16 protein-coding genes are annotated in these 16,515 nt (G+C 71.3%); 8 read left to right on the forward strand and 8 right to left on the reverse strand.

Going from position 1 to position 16,515, the window contains the following annotated elements:
- Positions 1-165 precede the first annotated feature (165 nt).
- Positions 166-489, forward strand: coding sequence for a hypothetical protein (locus ACYVGT_RS04110; protein WP_460855030.1), 324 nt, complete (start codon positions 166-168; stop codon positions 487-489).
- A gap of 55 nt (positions 490-544) precedes the next feature.
- Here the strand turns inward: ACYVGT_RS04110 and ACYVGT_RS04115 are convergent, their stop codons facing one another.
- Entirely contained in the window at positions 545-1,033 is a 489-nt protein-coding gene (locus tag ACYVGT_RS04115) for a nitroreductase/quinone reductase family protein (RefSeq protein ID WP_460855031.1), read from the reverse strand.
- A 335-nt stretch (positions 1,034-1,368) separates the two neighbouring features.
- Between ACYVGT_RS04115 and ACYVGT_RS04120 the strand changes: the two genes are divergently transcribed.
- The 3 genes from ACYVGT_RS04120 to ACYVGT_RS04130 all read left to right on the forward strand — a co-directional run bounded on the left by ACYVGT_RS04120 (position 1,369) and on the right by ACYVGT_RS04130 (position 3,752).
- The gene (locus ACYVGT_RS04120; RefSeq protein WP_460855032.1) at positions 1,369-2,256 is read left to right on the forward strand and encodes a S1 family peptidase; all 888 of its coding nucleotides are present in this window, start codon (positions 1,369-1,371) and stop codon (positions 2,254-2,256) included.
- A gap of 137 nt (positions 2,257-2,393) precedes the next feature.
- A complete protein-coding gene (locus tag ACYVGT_RS04125; RefSeq protein WP_460855033.1) occupies positions 2,394-2,639 on the forward strand; it encodes a hypothetical protein in 246 nt (81 codons plus the stop codon).
- A 345-nt stretch (positions 2,640-2,984) separates the two neighbouring features.
- Positions 2,985-3,752, forward strand: coding sequence for a radical SAM protein (locus tag ACYVGT_RS04130; protein WP_460855034.1), 768 nt, complete (start codon positions 2,985-2,987; stop codon positions 3,750-3,752).
- A 4-nt stretch (positions 3,753-3,756) separates the two neighbouring features.
- Here ACYVGT_RS04130 and ACYVGT_RS04135 read toward each other — a convergent pair whose 3' ends face one another.
- Both ACYVGT_RS04135 and ACYVGT_RS04140 read right to left on the reverse strand, forming a co-directional pair.
- Positions 3,757-6,252, reverse strand: coding sequence for an ATP-binding protein (locus ACYVGT_RS04135; protein WP_460855035.1), 2,496 nt, complete (start codon positions 6,250-6,252; stop codon positions 3,757-3,759).
- A 100-nt stretch (positions 6,253-6,352) separates the two neighbouring features.
- Positions 6,353-6,685, reverse strand: a complete 333-nt coding sequence (locus ACYVGT_RS04140; RefSeq protein ID WP_460855036.1) for a VOC family protein — start codon at positions 6,683-6,685, stop codon at positions 6,353-6,355.
- 341 nt (positions 6,686-7,026) lie between these two features.
- On the opposite strand from ACYVGT_RS04140, the gene ACYVGT_RS04145 reads away from it, so the two are divergent.
- Positions 7,027-7,491 carry a hypothetical protein gene (locus ACYVGT_RS04145; RefSeq protein WP_460855037.1) on the forward strand — a complete coding sequence of 155 codons (465 nt, stop codon included), beginning with the start codon at positions 7,027-7,029 and terminating at the stop codon, positions 7,489-7,491.
- A 190-nt stretch (positions 7,492-7,681) separates the two neighbouring features.
- Here ACYVGT_RS04145 and ACYVGT_RS04150 read toward each other — a convergent pair whose 3' ends face one another.
- Positions 7,682-8,140, reverse strand: coding sequence for a MarR family winged helix-turn-helix transcriptional regulator (locus ACYVGT_RS04150; RefSeq protein ID WP_460855038.1), 459 nt, complete (start codon positions 8,138-8,140; stop codon positions 7,682-7,684).
- A gap of 98 nt (positions 8,141-8,238) precedes the next feature.
- Between ACYVGT_RS04150 and ACYVGT_RS04155 the strand changes: the two genes are divergently transcribed.
- Both ACYVGT_RS04155 and ACYVGT_RS04160 read left to right on the forward strand, forming a co-directional pair.
- The gene (locus tag ACYVGT_RS04155) at positions 8,239-9,729 is read left to right on the forward strand and encodes an MFS transporter (RefSeq protein ID WP_460855039.1); all 1,491 of its coding nucleotides are present in this window, start codon (positions 8,239-8,241) and stop codon (positions 9,727-9,729) included.
- Between the two features lie 105 nt (positions 9,730-9,834).
- Positions 9,835-10,194: a hypothetical protein gene (locus tag ACYVGT_RS04160; RefSeq protein WP_460855040.1), complete on the forward strand. Its 360-nt coding sequence runs from the start codon at positions 9,835-9,837 to the stop codon at positions 10,192-10,194.
- A 110-nt stretch (positions 10,195-10,304) separates the two neighbouring features.
- Here the strand turns inward: ACYVGT_RS04160 and ACYVGT_RS04165 are convergent, their stop codons facing one another.
- The 4 genes from ACYVGT_RS04165 to ACYVGT_RS04180 all read right to left on the reverse strand — a co-directional run bounded on the left by ACYVGT_RS04165 (position 10,305) and on the right by ACYVGT_RS04180 (position 14,644).
- Complete coding sequence (locus tag ACYVGT_RS04165) at positions 10,305-10,733, reverse strand: DUF7878 domain-containing protein (RefSeq protein WP_460855041.1); 429 nt, start codon at positions 10,731-10,733, stop codon at positions 10,305-10,307.
- Positions 10,734-11,001: 268 nt separating this feature from the next.
- Positions 11,002-11,355: a hypothetical protein gene (locus ACYVGT_RS04170; RefSeq protein WP_460855042.1), complete on the reverse strand. Its 354-nt coding sequence runs from the start codon at positions 11,353-11,355 to the stop codon at positions 11,002-11,004.
- 119 nt (positions 11,356-11,474) lie between these two features.
- Positions 11,475-13,829: a spermidine synthase gene (locus ACYVGT_RS04175; RefSeq protein ID WP_460855043.1), complete on the reverse strand. Its 2,355-nt coding sequence runs from the start codon at positions 13,827-13,829 to the stop codon at positions 11,475-11,477.
- Between the two features lie 365 nt (positions 13,830-14,194).
- A complete protein-coding gene (locus ACYVGT_RS04180) occupies positions 14,195-14,644 on the reverse strand; it encodes a hypothetical protein (protein WP_460855044.1) in 450 nt (149 codons plus the stop codon).
- Between the two features lie 592 nt (positions 14,645-15,236).
- On the opposite strand from ACYVGT_RS04180, the gene ACYVGT_RS04185 reads away from it, so the two are divergent.
- Positions 15,237-16,457 carry a saccharopine dehydrogenase family protein gene (locus tag ACYVGT_RS04185; protein ID WP_460855045.1) on the forward strand — a complete coding sequence of 407 codons (1,221 nt, stop codon included), beginning with the start codon at positions 15,237-15,239 and terminating at the stop codon, positions 16,455-16,457.
- Positions 16,458-16,515 lie beyond the last annotated feature (58 nt).

Raw genomic sequence — 16,515 nt, forward strand, 5'->3', positions numbered from 1 at the left:
GACCGCCACCGCAGTGCCCGAGAGGGGGGCGCTCCGCTGTCCACAGGAACCCCGCCGCAGCCCTTGACAAGCCTGGCGATCCGCGCTGGTATCGCCTCGGCTAGGTAAGGCTAAGCAAAAGTGGTGGCACGATGCTGAATGCGGAACGCAGGTGACGGGCAAGTAATGGGCACGTCCGGAAGCGCGGGATTCCCGGGGATCGAGGACCTTCACGGCCGGTTCCATATGGACTGGGACCTCGTATTCGCCACCGAAGTGGAGGCGATAGAAGACTTCGCCGAGAGCGACAGAATCCGTGCGCTCGCCACCATCCGCGAACTGGAATACCTAGCCGGCAACCTGCCGGAGAAGCGGATCAGGAGACTCGTCTCAGCCATAGCGGGACCGGTGGCCAGAGACCTCGGGCAGCCGCGGTGGGCGAACTCTGCGCTCTGGGTCCGCGACAGGATCGCCGAATACCTCGATCGGACCAGCGGGAAGCAGCCCTGAGCATTGTCCGGCCGAAGCGCCCGGCAGACGCCGGCTGCGCTGCCCCGCGGACCGCTCACCTCTCGTCGACCGGAACCAGCCGGAACACGGGGATGATCCGCTCCGTGCGCCGCTGGTAGACGTCGAAGTTCGGCCAGGTGCGGCACAGCTCCTTCCAGGCCCGGACGCGCTCCTGCGACTCCAGCTCCTCGGGGACGACCGTCGTGCGCCACCGCCCCTTGCTGATCTCGGCTGTCGGCGCCTCGCGCAGGTTGTGCACCCACGCGGGGGCGGCCGGGGCGCCGAAGCTGGATCCGGCGAGCAGCCAGCGCGGCGCCGCCTGGCCGCCCTCCCGCACGCACAGCAGCGGCGTGGAGCGCAGCTGTCCGCTCTTCCTGCCCCGCACGGTGAGCAGAACGTTCGGCAGCCCCGCAACGTCGAGGAGCCCCAGGCGGCCGCACGTGATCCGCTGCAGGCCCTTGTCGCACGCGGTGATCGGGCGCAAGAGCCGCGGGAGCCACGGTTGGGCCCCCAGCCGGACGGCGAGCGGGGTCAGTACTCCCATGGCCGAACCGTAGCGCCTGATCGGCGGGGCCTCCGAGCGCCGAGCCGGGGATCCGCGCGCCGGCCGGCGCCGGCGCCGGCGCATCGACGACCGGCAGCACCCCCCTCCTTTCGTCGCCCCCGCGCCAGGCGCGGAAGCCCACATTCGTCGGCTTTCCGGTTCGTTCCCGGGGGCGATGACCCGGCGCCCCGCAATTCCTAGCGTGGTGTGTGTCCGAAAGCAGCCGCTCGGTGACAGTCCGGCGTCAGCGCTCCCCTGGCGGAGCCTGGCCGCCAGCCCCCAGCGAGCCGCCGCTGACACCGCAGAGAGCGCACCCTCCGCACGGAAGGCAAGGCATGTCCGACACCCCCAAGGCCCCCGCACGATCCCACCGGAGCCGCCGTCCCCGCCGCACGTCCGCCCTGATGGGGGCCGCCGGCGCGGTCGGGGTCGGGGTGTTCCTCGGCGGGACGGTGCTGGCCTCGCCGGCCGGGGCGGTCATCAACGGACATGACGCGACCGAGACCTACTCGTTCATGGCCGCGCTCTACGACGACAAGGGCAACCACTACTGCGGGGGCGCGCTGGTCGACGAGGAGTGGGTGCTGACCGCGGCGCACTGCGTCATGGCGGACGACATGAGCGTCCGGGTGGGCAGCACCGACCAGTTCGAGGGCGGAACCGAGCGCGGGGTCGCCGAATCCGTGCTGCACCCCGAGTTCGACGCCGAGGACGTCAGCGACCACCCCGACTACGAGAACACCCAGTTCCTGCTGCGCAACGACCTCGCCATGCTGAAGCTCGACGCCCCGGTGGACGAGGAGCCCGTCGAACTCGCCGCGGACCGCCCGGAGCCGGGAGCACCGGTGCGGGCCATGGGCTGGGGCATGGTCGACGAGACCGGTGAGGCGGACAAGCCGGCCACGCTCCAGCAGCTCGATTCCGAAATCGTGCCGGCCGAGCGATGCGCGGAAATGGATCCAGAGAGCGACCAGTGCTCGGAGCACCCCACCGAAGAGGCCCAGCTCTGCATGTCCGACTCCGGCGGGCCGATCGTGCGCCGGGAGGAGGGCTCCTGGGAGCTGGTCGGGGTGGCCAGCCGGGACGGGGACTTCGAGGAGGACACTCGCTGCGTGGGGCCGATGGTCCTCACCGACGGGGTCGCCCACTCCGATTGGATCACGTCGACCTTCGCCGGCAGCACGCCGGGCGCCGGGCAGGCAGCAGCCGCAGACGCCCGCTGAAGGCTGGGCTCCCCGGCTCCGACGGCCGGAACTGAACCCTCCTGGCCGTGGTGAACCAGCTCGAAGCAGTACGGCCAGGCGCCGCAGCCTCTCCCCGCACCGGGAGAGTCCATGGAATCCACTACCGAAGGAAGTGCATGTCACTGACCTGGACGCAGCGCATCACCGCCGGCCTCGCGGTCGGAGCCGCGGCCGTCGCCCTGCCGTTCGCGGCGGCGGGCCCGGCCTCCGCCGCGGACTGGGAACTCGCCGGCCAGTTCGGTACCCACGCCACCTGCATGGCGGAGGGTGACGACTACATCAACAAGGAGAACGACAACCACGACTTCACCGAGTTCAAGTGCGAGCCGAACGGTTCCGCATGGCAGGTCTGGGTGCGCTGACATCCGGCGCCCCAGCGGCTCCGCCACGCGGTAGCGGTCCGGACGGCTCCCGCCACCGGCCTTCCGTCCAGTACGGTGGCTGCCGTTTCACCCCGATCCGCCCGGCACACGCCCGCTGAAGCGGAGCCCCGCCCCACCGGAAACCCTCCGGTGGGGCGCTTCTGTGCCGGTGCCGAGGCAAGCCCGAGACTCAGCCGCGGGACGGGCTCATGGTGCAGATGTGAATCCGGTTCCTTTCCGGCCCCGCCCTCGCTGCGCGCACCAGAAAGGAAAGACGTAGAATTCTCGGGTTTCCTCGGCCGATGGAGCACAAGGGGAAGCCGAACCCCGGGTGAAAGGGGCCACGTGTCATCCGACGTGAACGATCTGCAGATCAGCCAAGTCGCCGTGGAACTCACCGACAAATGCCAGCTCTCCTGCATCCACTGCTATGCCGATTCCTCTCCCCAGCGCGGGCACGGGACGATGACCACCGGTGATTGGCGGCGGACGATCGACGAGACCGCCGCCATCGGCGCGGAGGAAATCCAGTTCATCGGCGGTGAACCCACCCTCCACCCCGACTTCGCACCCCTCGTGGAATACGCGTTGGCGGCCGGGCTGCGCGTCGATGTCTTCTCCAACCTGGTCCGCGTGCGAGCCAGCTGGTGGCCGTTGTTCGAGGATCCGCGGGTCACCGTCGGCACCTCCTACTATGCGGGCAACGCGCACTCCCACCAGGCCGTAACCGGACGGCGCGGCAGCTACTCCCAGACGCGGAGGAACATCGCCGAGGCAGTCGCGCGGGGCGTGCAGATACGGGCCAGCATCGTTGATCTGGGGGAAGCGGAGGCTGCCTGTGCCGAGTTGGCGTCACTGGGCGTCGAGCGGGTACGGGTGGGTGCTCTGCACGCGGTCGGCCGTGCGGACGACGGCAGCCCGCTTGCCCTCTGCGGGCACTGCGGGGTGGACCGGATCTCGGTCAGCAGCAGCGGAGACGTATCCCCCTGCGTCATCACGCGCATGCTCACCTTCGGCAACGTGCGCACCGTCGGCCTGTCCGCATCGCTGGCCCGGCTGCGCAGGTGGTTCACGGCCCACCGCACCACCGAGACCTGCTGCCCCGGCGACTGACCGGTCAACGCAGGCGCTCGGCAATGCGCCTGCGGCGTTCGCGCGCCTCAGGATCGCCGAAGGCACTGAGGAGCGTTTCCGCTTCGCGCAGGGCTGCGCGCACGTCCCCGCTGCGCGGGTCAGCCCGTGTGCCGTCGGCGGAGTCCGGGCCTGATTCCGCCTCTGCTTCCGCATCGGCCCCGGCTGCGGCACGACCGAAGCTCTCCAGGGAAACGGCCAGGGGCCACGGTTCACCGACCTCGCGGGCTACGGTGGCAGCCCTTCGGTGAAACTGCGCGGCTTCGGTCATGCGCCCCATGCTCTGGTACGCCTCGCCCGCACCGTTGAGGCACTGCACTTCGCGAGACCTACTGCCCAGCGCGGTGTACAGGGTCAGCGCGCGCTGGTAGGAGATGAGCGCTTCCGCGCCTTGGCCGCTGCCTCGCTGGATTGCGCCGAGGGCGAGCAGCGCCCACCCCTCGTTGCGCTGGTCGTTGCGCTCGCGGGCCAGCCCGAGACCGGCCTCGGCCGCGGCGAACGCTGCTTCGGTCCGCCCGGCGCTGGCGTGCGCCTCCGCGGAGTAGACCAGGGAGATCATCTCCCGCCACTGGTCGCCGGTGCTGCGGCTGATCTCCAGGCTCTGCTGGGCCGTGCGGGCCGCGTCGTTGAACCTGCGGGCGCCCGAATAGGCGGCCGAAAGGTTGAACAGCGACGTCGCCTCATGGCCGGCGGAGCCGAGGCTGCGGGCCGCTTCCAGGTTCTCCTCAAGCAGCCCGGCTGCCTCGTCGAACCTCCTCAGGTGCAGGAGGACGACGCTGACATCGTTGGCGGAGAGGAACGCGCCTTCGGCGTCCCCGCTCTCCCTGCGCAGCGCAAGGATCTCCTCGTGCATTCGCAGCGCCTCGTCCCGCCGGCCGCGCGAGCTGTACAGGTCCGCCAGCAGGGACCGGGCCGTCGCTTCGGCGTCAGTGTCGCCGTCCCGCCGGGCCGCCTCGAGCGCGGTGCCGGCGATCTGCTCCCGGTCCGCGATCGGGCCCCGGCCCATGAACACCGGCTGCAGGGTAAGGGCGAGCTGCCATGCCGCACGGTCCTGGCCCGATTTGTCGGCGGCGGCGACAGCGGCGAGGAGATTGGCCCACTCGGAGCTGAACCACAGGTCAGCTTCGCGGTGCGCATCGAATCCGAGGACCGAGTCGGGCGCCGGCAGGGCGGTGGGGGCGGGGAGCCTCAGCGGGGAGCGGAGCGCGGCGGCCGCGGCTGAGGCGGTGTGCAGGTACCAGCCGAGCACCCGGTTGAGGGCGGCGTACTGCTCTGCAAGGGATTCTTCGTGGTGCACGGCGTCGGTGGCATAGGCGCGCAGCAGGTCGTGGAACTGGTAGCGGTCCCGGGCGGTCTGCTCGGCGAGGTGCGCGCCCACGATCCCGTCGAGGTGCCGTCGGGCGGCGTCGACGGGCACGCCGGCGATGGCCGCGGCGGCGTGCACTCCGAACTCGGGGCCGGGGTGCAGGCCGAGCAGCCGGAACATGCGCGCGCCGCCCGGCGGAAGCGCCCGGTAGGACCACGCGAAGACCGAGCGCACCGTGTCGCCGGCTTCGCCGTCCTCGCTCGAGAGGGCGTCCCAGAGCCCCGACTCGTCGCGCAGCGCCTGGATCAGCTCCTCCAGCGGCATCCAGGGCCGTGCTGCAGCCCGTTCGGCGGCGATGCGCAGGGCCAGTGGGAGCCGGGCGCAGAGCCGGGCGAGTTCGGCCAGCTCCGCTGGGTCGTCGCCGGTCCGGTAATCGCCGGTGATGGAGCCGATCAGCGCGACCGCCTCTGCTTCGGGCAGGATCTCGACGGTGACCCGGCGCGCTCCGTCGCGCGCGACCAGGCCGGCCAGCCGGCTCCGGCTGGTGATGACGGTCCGGCAGGCGTCTCCGGCCGGCAGCAGGGGGCGTACCTGCGCGACGTCGGCCGCGTTGTCCAGGACGAGCAGGACCCGGCGGTCGGCCAGGAGCGAGCGGTACAGGGCCGACTTCTCTTCGGCATCCGCGGGGATCTGCTCCGCCGGCACGCCCAGGGCGGGCAGGAAGCGGTCCAGGGCCTGCTCGGCCGAGACGGGTGCGCCGGGGTCGTAGCCGCGAAGGTTCACGTAGAGCTGGCCGTCGGGGAAGTGGCGGCGGGCCCGGTGCGCCCACCGCAGCGCCAGAGCGGTCTTGCCGACACCGGCGGTTCCCGCGATCACGGTGAACGCCGCAGCGTCATGGCCGGCCTGGGAGAGGGCGGTTTCGAGCCGGTCGAGTTCGCTCGATCGGTTGACGAAGCCGCGGACATCCCCGGGTAGCTGGCGGGGGACGGCGGCGGCCTCGGCGCCGGTGCCGTGGAAGTGCACCCCGCCCTGGACGTGTCCGGCCTGCAGCACGTTCTCCGCGGAACCGGAGACCTCCGAGCGCGTCGCGTCCCGCGGGAGCGGAACCTCGTCGCCGTACCCTGCGCCCCGCCGGGCCGCATCGCGCCCGGCCGGGTCCCTTCCGCCCGCGCCCATCAGTCTCTCCTGGGGTCGGAGCCAACCCCGCCAATGGTAGCGAGTGGCGCAACAGAGCGGCAGGGGACGTTTCCGGCCGGCAGGAATGCGTCCCGCGGGTTCAGTGCCCGGCCAGGACCACCCGGTTGCCGTCAGGGTCGGCGAGCTGAAGGATCCGAGCGCCCCCGCCGGGTTGCGGCGATCCGTCCGCGATGCCGGCGGCGTTGAGCCGAGCGGCGGCCGCGTCCATGTCGTTCTCGTGCAGGACAACCGTGGAGCGCCCGGCACGGTCCGGTTCAGACCAGACCTGAAGACCGGCGTTCTCGGCGAAGTACCACTCGATCAGACCGGCCATAGGCCGCGCGTCGGGCCCGCGCTCGAGCAGGCGCGTGTACCACTCCTCAGCCCGGTCCAGATCGGTGACAGTGCACTGGGCAAGCAAGCCGATGATCATGAGAACCCCCCGTGCTGGTTGTGCCCGCGCATGCCCGAGCCAAGCAGGACGCGAGCCGCCGCCGACTGCCCAGGGCCAGCCACGGCCCGCCCGACCGGGTCGGAACGGTTGGCCTGAGGGGCTCCGGGCGAGGGTCAGAAAAACGGCATACGGTACGCCGATTCTTGATTGAATACCACATACCAGCACGCATGGCCGGATGCGGACACTCGGCTTGGCGCTGTTCACAGGATCGGCTTCAAGTCTCCCCACCACTTTGGCCCCAAGGGCCTACGTTCCCCTCTTTTGCCGTGAGTAGCCTCTCCGATACATACCGCACTCACATGCAGCAAAGAGGGGCCATGGACGACCAATGCGCCCAGCCGCAAATGATGCATTCGAGAGAAATGGGTTTGATGCAAATGGGAAGCATGAGGCGACGACGCGACCCGACTACTCACCCCGTTCGAGAATTTTCCCTCGTTGTTCAGGAAGTATTGACAACGGCGGACTCCTACAATGCGGACGAATCCCTAGAGCCGGGCCTGGAGCGATTGCTCGCACTGGCCATCGATCACCCGGAAGCGAGGAGTGGGTTTGAATCCGAGCTCGTCAAGCTCCTCGATGGCCCCATTGAAGGCGTCGTTGAAATCATATCATTTTTGATGCACAATCTTCGCTGGGGGCGCATAAATTATGAGATTGCACTAAGGATGAAGAATCCAAAGGATGTCAGCCATATTCGTCTCTACAAGTCGATGTTGGACTCTTTTTCTGACTCCTGGAGGGACCGAGGCATGTATACGAGGTACTCCAGCAGGGGATGATTCGAGCCATCCCCTGAGGCCGGCGAGGCTCGGCATTGGCAGAACCTTGGGATCCCATAGGGAGTTCTAGCGCGCATCTCGCCAACGCTATTGCTTAGCCCGTCAAAGCTGGCTGCGGCGGGGGCAGGTGGCATTCTTGATCGACACGTGTCCCGAGCTTGTTCCGATATTGCACGAACGCGGAAGGCCCCTACGGCCTGGGCCAAGTGCGGCCGGAGCGGGCCTCGATGGAGCGGTTGAACTTGCTGAGCAGGTCTGCCAGGGCCGAACGGTCTTCGTCGGTCCAGTCGGAGGTGACCTGGGTGAGGGCGGCACGGCTGGCGCGGCGTTCTTCGGTGAGGACGCGCTCGCCCTCGGAGCTGAGGCGGAACTTGCGCGCCCTGCCGCCTTCGGGGTCTGCAATGCGCTCGGCGTAGCCGCTGCGGACGAGGCCGGTGGTCTGGCGGTGCAGGGTCGAGGCGTCGAGGCCGGTGACGGCGCCGAGGTCGCCGATGCTTGCCGGTCCGCTGGCCTGGAGCAGGGAGAGCAGCGTGTAGGCGCTCTGGTCGAGCACTCCGCCGCGGCGCCGGGTCCCCGCGGGGAGGCTTGCCAGGTGGCGGCCGAACACCATGGCCTCGTACTCGATGACGGGGATGGGATCGGCGGTCATGGGCCAAGTGTGCCACAGCAAAATTGCATGATGCACATCTCAGTACCGGGTTGCCCGTAGCGGGTCGGCGGGTCCGCGCTTAATTGTATGGTGCATGCATGAGCTTAGACAGCGACGTGCAGGTCGACGATGCCGCCCCATCCCCGCCAGCAGCGAAGCCCGGCATGATCGTCGGCATCCTGGCAGCGACGGGCATCGTCGTGTCCCTCGCACAGACGCTCGTGGTGCCGATCATCGGCGCTCTCCCGCAGATCTTCGACACCAGTGCCTCCACCACGTCGTGGGTGATCACGGTGACCCTGCTCGCGGGCGCCGTCTCGACCCCCGTCGTGGGCCGCCTCGCCGACATGTACGGCAAGCGGCGCATGGTGCTCATCGCGCTCGTCCCCTTCATCGTGGGCTCGGTCGTCTGCGCCCTGGCGACCGACGTGGCCGTGATGATCGCCGGCCGCGGCCTCCAGGGGCTGGCGAGCGGGATCATTCCGCTCGGCATCTCGCTGCTGCACGACGTGCTGCCCAAGGAGAAGGTCGGCAGCGCCATCGCGCTCATGAGCTCGTCGATGGGCATCGGCGGAGCGCTGGGCCTGCCGATCGCCGCGGCGGTCGCCGAGTTCGCCGACTGGCGGGTGCTGTTCTGGACGACCGGGCTCGCCGCCGCGGCCACCGCCGGCGCGGTGTGGCGCACCATCCCCGCGGCCGCGCCGCCAGGGCGGCCCCAGAAGTTCGACTACGTCGGTACCGCCGGACTCGCTGCCGGACTCATCGCGCTGCTGCTGGCCGTGTCCAAGGGCGCGGAGTGGGGGTGGACCAGCGCGGCCACCCTGGGCTGCCTCGCGGCCACCGTCCTGGTATTGGCCCCCTGGGGCTGGTACGAGCTGAAGAGCCGCAGCCCGCTGGTGGACCTGCGGACGACGGCGCGGCCGGTCGTCCTGCTGACCAACCTCGCGTCCATCCTGATGGGCTTCACGATGTACGCGCTCAACCTCATCCTGCCGCAGGTGATGCAGCTGCCCGTGGAGACCGGCTACGGGCTCGGCCAGAGCATGATCCAGATGGGGCTCTGGCTGGCCCCGATGGGCCTCGGCATGATGGCGGTGTCCAAGCTCGGTGCGCGGATCAGCCGAGCCCGCGGCCCGAAGGTCACGCTCACGCTGGCGGGCCTGGTCATCGCGGCCGGGTACGGCGCTACGGCCCTGGTCCTCGCCACGGTCGGCTCGCGCTCCCCCGGCCCGGCCGAGAGTGCGCCCGTGCTGGTGACCCTGGTGCTTCTGCTCGTTGCCGCGACCATCGTCGGCTGCGGCGTCGGGCTTGCGTTCGGCTCGATGCCGGCGCTGATCCTGAGCGCGGTGCCGGCGAGCGAGAAGGCCGCGGCCAACGGCTTCAACTCGCTCATGCGGGCGGTCGGGACCACGTCGTCCGCGGCTGTCGTCGGCGCAGTGCTCTCGGCGATGGTGCAGCAGACCGGCGGGCACGCGATCCCGACCCAGGAGGGCTTCCTGCTCTCCCTCGTGGTCGGCTGCTGCGGTGCCCTCGTGGCGGCCGCGATCGCCTCGGCCATTCCCAACAAGGCCGCGGCGCCGGCCCACTAGCGCGCACCGGCCCGGCCGGCCTGCCCGGTCGGCCGGGCCGCGGCTTCCTCTCTGACACACCGGGTGAGGCCACCGGGGTGTCGACCTGCGGCGTAGCGTCTCCCCATGAGTGACACTGCCGTCGCGCGGGAGTTCTTCGACGACTACACGCGCGCCCTCCTCAGCCGGGACCCCGCAGCCATCGCCGGCCACTACGCCGTCCCCGCCCTGATCGAGTTCCCGGAACAGCCCATCGCGGTCACCGACCCCGCGCAGACCGAGCAGTTCTTCACCGCGGCGATGGACCAGTACGCCGACGTGACCGACGCCCGCGCCGCCGTCACCGTCGTCGCCGCAACCGGCCACAGCATCTGGGCCGACGTCACCTGGACCTACGACGCCGCCCCCGGCGAGCGCCTCCTCTACCAGCTCATCCGCACGGGCGGAGTCTGGCGGATCGCGGTGCTGACGCCGATGGATGGCTGACCTCGAACTGCAAAGGCTGACCATGCCGTTGGGCGGCACCGGTCATTTCGTTGATCGCATGGACGATCACTCGTCGGCGTACGCGCACTCGCGAGGGACCGCACGTCCGGTCACTCAACTCCGCCGGCTAGAAGGTGCTGCCGCAGCCCTAGGCGCGCCGCATCAGCGCGAATCCCGGCGGTGAAGGCGGCGATGGAATGCGCCAAGGCCGGCCAGGGCGTCGCGCGAGAGTGGACGTGCGGGGTGAAGGCGGACCAGACGGTCCACAAGCCATCGGGGGACGGGGTGAGGGAGACAGCACCGTCGTCGGCGAAGGACATCGACGCGAAGGAGAAGGGAGCGGTCGGCGGGTCGGCGGAGCCGGCCCACACGGTGAGCTGGTGAGCCAGCTCCGCCACGGGAAACGCCGGTTCGGCGTACACCGTCCGGCCGCCATCGGCGATCCGGAAGTCCCCTTCGACGTGCACGAAGTAGTCCGCGGCCGTGTGCACCCGCAGGTCGGCGCAGTTGACGCCGGTACAGGTGAACTCGACACCCATGGGCGCCCTCCTACGGCTTCTCCGGCTCCTCGAACTGTTCGGCGTCCAGCCGGTGGCGGTGAGTCAGACTGGGGCGGCAGCCGTCTGGAAGCAGTGGATATCGGGATAGGGGAACCATTCGGCCTCGACGGCGCCACCGGGCCCGTCGCGGGTGGCTGCGGCGAAGGATAGCCCCGGAGCCCGCTGCTCGGAGAGGCGAGGTGGCCTCTGGCATGGAGGCGACCCGAAGGCGACTGGCCGGCGGGGGCCCGCAGCGTCCGGCACAGCGTCATCGCGGCGCACGCACCGTGATGGTGGCGGTCGATGTGCCGCCGTCGCCGTGGTCAGGGTCGTAGTCGATTGCGTCGATGGTGAGGCGGTGGCCGGCAGCGAGGGCGAAGGCATCGCCCGGGCCACCGGCGATCGACTCCGGCTCGGTGGCTCCGGACTCCTTATCGCGGCCAGCGCTGCTGCCGGCACCGGCGGGCGAGGCTGAGAGGGACGCCTCGCCAACCGACACGCTCAGTACGCCCACGCGCAGGCCTACAAGCGTGCCCTGGGCGTTGGCGGCGATGGTCTTGGTGTCCTCGGTGCCGGGCGACACCGACGGCGTCGGGTTCGCGGTCCGCTGCTCAGGAGTCACGTCGGGCAGCGCCGGCTCGCCCGTGCTCGGCGGTTCGCTTCCGCACGCGCTCAGCAGTGCTGAGCAAAGGAGCGCAGCAGCTGTGGTCCGCTGAAGGGGAGTTCGCATGGCCACCCCACTCACCACGTCAGCAGCGGCAGCAGGGGCGAGTAGGTGTCGGTCCAGACAGGGCCGTCCGTGGGGAGGGGTTTCCATTCGGGGGCATGCGGGGCGTCGTCGGCGCTGAGGGGGGCCAGAGCGGACGGGTCGGCGGCGAGGGTGATCCAGGTGGAGGCGTGGGAGTTCGGGTCGGCTTCCTCGCCGTCGTCGGTCAGGTTGTCGTGGCGGCGGATGGCGCCGTGCAGGCCCGCTTCGGCGGCGGTGGCGCCGACCATGGGGGCGAGGTCGAGGTTGCGGTTGCTGATGTGGACGGCCAGCACACCGCCGTCGCCGAGGCTGCCGGCGAACTCTTCGAAGGCCTCGCGGGTGAGCAGGTGGGTGGGGATGGCGTCGGAGGTGAAGGCGTCCAGCATCAGGACGTCGTAGGTGCCGGGGGCCTGCTCGGCGGCGAGGAGGCGGCCGTCGCCGACGCGGGTCTCGACGTCGCAGGCGCAGTCGTCGAGGAAGGTGAACCGGTCCGGGTCCGAGGCGAGGCGCACCATCTCCGGGTCGATCTCGAAGAAGTCGAACTGCTGGCCCTCGCTGCCGTAGGCCGCGATGACGCCGGTGCCCAGGCCCACCACTCCGACGTTGCCGGCGTCGGCGCCGTAGGCGGCGAAGACGTCGCCCACCGGGCCGCTCTCGGCGTAGTAGGAGACCGGGGTCGCTCGCTCTGCGGGGTCGAGGAGCTGGAAGCCGTGCACTGTGGTGCCGTGGGCGAGCGAGCGGCGGCTGTCGTCTTCAGTGATGGCGTAGGCGCCGAAGAACGTTCGCCCCGTCTCACGTCCCTTCTCCACCCCGGTGGCCGTGACCATGGCGACCAGGGCGACTCCGACCGCTGCGACCACTCCGGCCACGATCGCGTGGCGCGGGATCACCACCAGCGCCGCACCGGCGCCGACCACCGCAGCGGCGAGCACGAACGACGGCTCGCCGGTGAGGGCCGCCGCACCGGCGAACAGCAGCGCGCAGAGGATCAGCCCGAATCGGGCGGCACGGTCGCGGCGGAGCCGCTGCGCCGCCCGCGACGGCACACGGGTCAGCAGGCCCAGCAGCGCGGCGGCGATGAGCACGATCGGGTACTCCAGGACCCGGTCGAACACCAGTGGAGCGATGATCCCGTTGAACAGGCTGCCGAGCGCGCCGCCGAGGGACGTCAGCAGGAAGAACTCGGTCAGGCGCGACGGCTCGGGGCGATCGGCCGCGAGGAGTCCGTGGCAGGCGAAGGCCACCAGCGTGAGCATCACCAGGGCGGCAGCCATAGCCAGCGGCGTGGGCGCCATGCTGGGGATCAGCGCGAGCACGGTGAGCGGGATGACCCCGATGAGCACGGCGTCCACGGTGCCGTTCACCCAGCCGTGCTGCCGCACGCCGAACGCGATGATGTAGGTGCCGAGGAACAGCGCCAGCGGCACGACCCACAGCATCGGGACGGCCGCCACGTCGGTCGACATGTAGGTGGTGACGCCCTGCATGAGGGACGACGGCAGTGCCGCGAGCCCGATCCACAGCAGCCGCCGGCGCCAGGTGACCGCGCGCCCGGCGGCCGGCGGGGCGGCGTCGGCAGCGGCCTCCGGGGCCGGTTCCCCGCCGGCGGCGGGCGGCGTGGACGCCTCCCCCTCAGGCAGGGCAGCCTCACTGGCCGCTGCCGGTCCCGCGGCGGGCTGCGCCGTGCGCGCGCCGTAGCGCAGGACCGCGAAAACGCAGCCGGCGACGAGGAGGGCGAAGAGGATGTAGCCGCCCGTCCAGACGAGGGTCTGGGCGCCGGTGCCCAGCGTCGGCTCGACGGCGAACGGGTAGGCGATCAGCGCCCCCAGGCTGCCGACGTTGCTCGCCGCGTACAGGAAGTAGGGGTCCTTGGACCGGGGCAGGCCGAGCCGGGAGTACCACTCCTGCACCAGCGGCCCGGTCGTGCTGAGCACGGCGAACGGCAGGCCGATCATCACGCACAGCACCAGGAGGAGCCAGAGCGCGGTCGGCACGCCCTCGCGCGGCACCGACCATTCGGGCAGGGCGATCGGCAGCACCAGCAGCGGGACCAGGAGGACCACCGTGTGGACCAGCGGGTGCAGGCGGCCCAGCAGTCGCGGCGCGTAGTGCGCGTAGGCGTAGCCGGCGAGCAGCACCGTCTGGAAGAAGAGGAGCGACGTCGTCCACACGGCCGCCGCTCCGCCGTACGGCGGAAGGAGGAGCTTCGACACCATCGGCTGGACGGCGAACAGCAGCAGCGCGCTGAGCAGGATCGCGGCCGTGAACAGGATGTTCATCGGAACCGCACGGGGCGCTGCGGAGCGGGCGGCCGCGGGAGCGGCGGGCGCCTCCGTGTCGGTGGCCATGCGCACTCTCCAGAGGGGCGTCCGGGCGGGGGCTTGCCCCAGTCTGCACACCGCGGGTCACTCGCGCCGCGTGCCTCCCAGGCGGTTGGCCTCCCTGCCCTGGTGGGCTGCCTGGCCGCCAGGCCCATGTCCGGATCCGGACACGTCACGGCTTTCGCGCAGGTTCGCCCGTGTGTCTCGGGCCGGGATGCTCCCGGCGCCTAGGGCGGGTTGGGTGAATGGCGTTCACCGCGAGCGGTGTCGGCGGTGCACCCGTCGCACGGCCGGCGAAGGAGCCAGGGCGGGTTTTCCCTGTCGAGGAGAGGAGAACGCAGCGAGGGGCGTGCCAGGGCGCCGCAGCAGGACAGGTGTCCACCCAACACGCCCTAACCGCGCACCCCGGCGCCCGCCCGCGTCTGGCGCAGGCTGTAGGGGATGAGGGCGCCGGCCGCGAGGACGAGCCCCGCGAGCCGGCAGCCGGTGAGGGCCAGCCCGACCGCGGTCTCGTTCATGACGAGCAGGTAGACGGCCTCGATGAAGAGGGCGACCACGGGGAACCCGAAGGCGCCGGCGAGCATCCGGGGCAGCCGGACCGTGTTCTCCACGCCCGCAGCGACGGCGCCGAGGAGCACGGTCAGCAGGTAGACGATGCCGGGCCCGACGCCGTAGTAGAGGACGGTGTCGCCGACGCCGATGCTGGCGTCAGGATCGGAGAGCTGCGCGGCGCTGACCATCGCGCTGATGGCGCTGAACACCAGGAACGCCAGGATCTGGACGGCGGGGGCGAGGGCGAGGCGGATCATGCTGCTCCAGACACCGGGGGATCGCCGCTCCACCGGCGGAGCGGAGCGCCGGAACGGGAACAGCCTGGTCGCGCCGCATCCTATCCCTGGGCGCCGCAGCACAGTCCGAGCCCCCTCTCCGGGATCCCGTGGCTCTCCCCCGGCTCGGCGGTGCAGCATCGGGGCCGAGGGCACTGGCCCGGCAGGTTCAGGGCAGGGCCATGGGTCTCCCCTGCTTCTGTTTCGCCGGTGCTCCGGCAGCGCATCCTCATCTCCTGGCGGCGGCGCTCGTGCCCGAGGACCGTAGCCGGGTGTGCAGGACGCAGGGGGCGTTCGCGCCCAGCATGGTGCGGGCTCGCGGTTCGCACGGCGGATCGCGGACCCGCTGGAAGCGGCAGGGGCGACGCCGGCTCCCGCCGACGCGAGCGCCCCCTGCCGACGTCTGCTTCGCCCGGGGAATCGCGGTCGGGGATGCGCGGGCTGCGCCGGATCGCCCCCAGCGGCCCCTTCCGTGCGAGGCAGCCGCACGCGGGCTCCACGGGGCGCGACCGGCTTCCGGCACCTTCCGGGCATCTGCGGAGGCACCGCCGGCGATCCCCGGGACGGCCTCGTGTGGGGATGCGGGTGGCTTCTAGACTGGCGCCCTATGACTGAGCTTCCAGGTGGGCCCTCCGGGGGCCGGTACGACATTGTTCTGTACGGGGCGACCGGATACAGCGGGCGGCTCACGGCCGAGCGGATGGCGGGGCGGCTGCCGACCGGGGTGCGGTGGGCGGTCGCGGGCCGGAGCCGGGAGAAGCTGGAGGCACTGCGGGAGCGGCTGGCGGCGGACGGCGCGGAGCCGGATGTGCTCGTCGCTGCTGCCGATGACCAGGAAGCGCTACGGGCGCTGGCAGCCTCGACGCGGGTCGTCGCTGCGGCGGCGGGGCCCTACTCCGAAGTCGGCGAGCCGCTAGTGGCGGCCTGCGCCTCCGAGGGCACCGATTACGTGGACCTGACCGGTGAGCCGGCGTTCGTCGACCGGATGTTCGCGGCCCACCACGCCACCGCCGAGCGGACCGGGGCGCGGCTCGTGCACGCGTGCGGGTTCGATTCGGTCCCCTACGACCTGGGCGCCTACTTCACTGCGGGGCTGCTTCCGGCGGATGCGCCGATGTCGGTCGAGGGTTTCGTGCGGGTCGCCGTGCGCCCGTCGGGCGGCACGTGGCAGACGCTGGTGGGCACGCTCGGCGACCCGGTCGCGACGGCGCGCGCGGCGCGCGAGCGGACCGCGGCCGAGGAGCGCAGCCGCGAGGAGTCCGGTGCGGAGGGGAACGGCCGGCGGGCGCGCAGCACGCTGCGACTGGTGCCGCGGATGCGGCTGGCCGGCGGCTGGCCGGTGCCGATGCCGACCCTGGACCCGCAGATCGTGCGGCGTTCGGCGGCTGCGCTCGACCGCTACGGCCCCGATTTCCGCTACGGCCAGTATCTGGTGCAGCGGAAGTTCACGACCGCTGCCGCCGTCGTCGGCGGCGCGGCGGGCCTGGTGGCCGCGGCTGCGGTGCCGCCGCTGCGCAGCCGCCTGCTCGGCATGCAGGAGCCCGGCGGCGGGCCGACGGCGGACGAGCGGTCCGAGCGCGGCTTCCACGTGACGTTCGCCGGGGAGGGCGGCGGCCGCCGCGTCGTCACCGACATCTCCGGCGGCGACGTCTACGACACGACGGCTGCGGTCTTCACCGAGGCGGCGCTCTGCCTCGCCTACGACTCGCTGCCGGAGACCGCCGGCCAGGTCACCACGGCCACGGCCATGGGCGACGCGTTGGAGCGCCGCCTGCGCACGACCGGCGCGCTGAGCTTCGAGATCCTCCGCGAAGAGGGCGTCGACTGACCGGGGCGGCACCTCCGTTCGCGCTCCTTCCCTGAGGACCGGCCGCCGCACCGCGGCG

Source organism: Nocardiopsis coralliicola (genome assembly GCF_054779695.1).

Excerpts from the sequence above, each read along its gene's own strand:
- ACYVGT_RS04115 (WP_460855031.1), bottom strand. The coding sequence starts at position 1,033 with ATGGGAGTACTGACCCCGCTCGCCGTCCGGCTGGGGGCCCAACCGTGG.
- ACYVGT_RS04135 (WP_460855035.1), bottom strand. The coding sequence starts at position 6,252 with ATGGGCGCGGGCGGAAGGGACCCGGCCGGGCGCGATGCGGCCCGGCGG.
- ACYVGT_RS04150 (WP_460855038.1), bottom strand. The coding sequence starts at position 8,140 with ATGACCGCCGATCCCATCCCCGTCATCGAGTACGAGGCCATGGTGTTC.
- ACYVGT_RS04110 (WP_460855030.1), top strand. The coding sequence starts at position 166 with ATGGGCACGTCCGGAAGCGCGGGATTCCCGGGGATCGAGGACCTTCAC.
- ACYVGT_RS04165 (WP_460855041.1), bottom strand. The coding sequence starts at position 10,733 with ATGGGTGTCGAGTTCACCTGTACCGGCGTCAACTGCGCCGACCTGCGG.
- ACYVGT_RS04185 (WP_460855045.1), top strand. The coding sequence starts at position 15,237 with ATGACTGAGCTTCCAGGTGGGCCCTCCGGGGGCCGGTACGACATTGTT.
- ACYVGT_RS04160 (WP_460855040.1), top strand. The coding sequence starts at position 9,835 with ATGAGTGACACTGCCGTCGCGCGGGAGTTCTTCGACGACTACACGCGC.
- ACYVGT_RS04125 (WP_460855033.1), top strand. The coding sequence starts at position 2,394 with ATGTCACTGACCTGGACGCAGCGCATCACCGCCGGCCTCGCGGTCGGA.
- ACYVGT_RS04120 (WP_460855032.1), top strand. The coding sequence starts at position 1,369 with ATGTCCGACACCCCCAAGGCCCCCGCACGATCCCACCGGAGCCGCCGT.
- ACYVGT_RS04140 (WP_460855036.1), bottom strand. The coding sequence starts at position 6,685 with ATGATCATCGGCTTGCTTGCCCAGTGCACTGTCACCGATCTGGACCGG.
- ACYVGT_RS04175 (WP_460855043.1), bottom strand. The coding sequence starts at position 13,829 with ATGGCCACCGACACGGAGGCGCCCGCCGCTCCCGCGGCCGCCCGCTCC.
- ACYVGT_RS04155 (WP_460855039.1), top strand. The coding sequence starts at position 8,239 with ATGAGCTTAGACAGCGACGTGCAGGTCGACGATGCCGCCCCATCCCCG.
- ACYVGT_RS04145 (WP_460855037.1), top strand. The coding sequence starts at position 7,027 with ATGGACGACCAATGCGCCCAGCCGCAAATGATGCATTCGAGAGAAATG.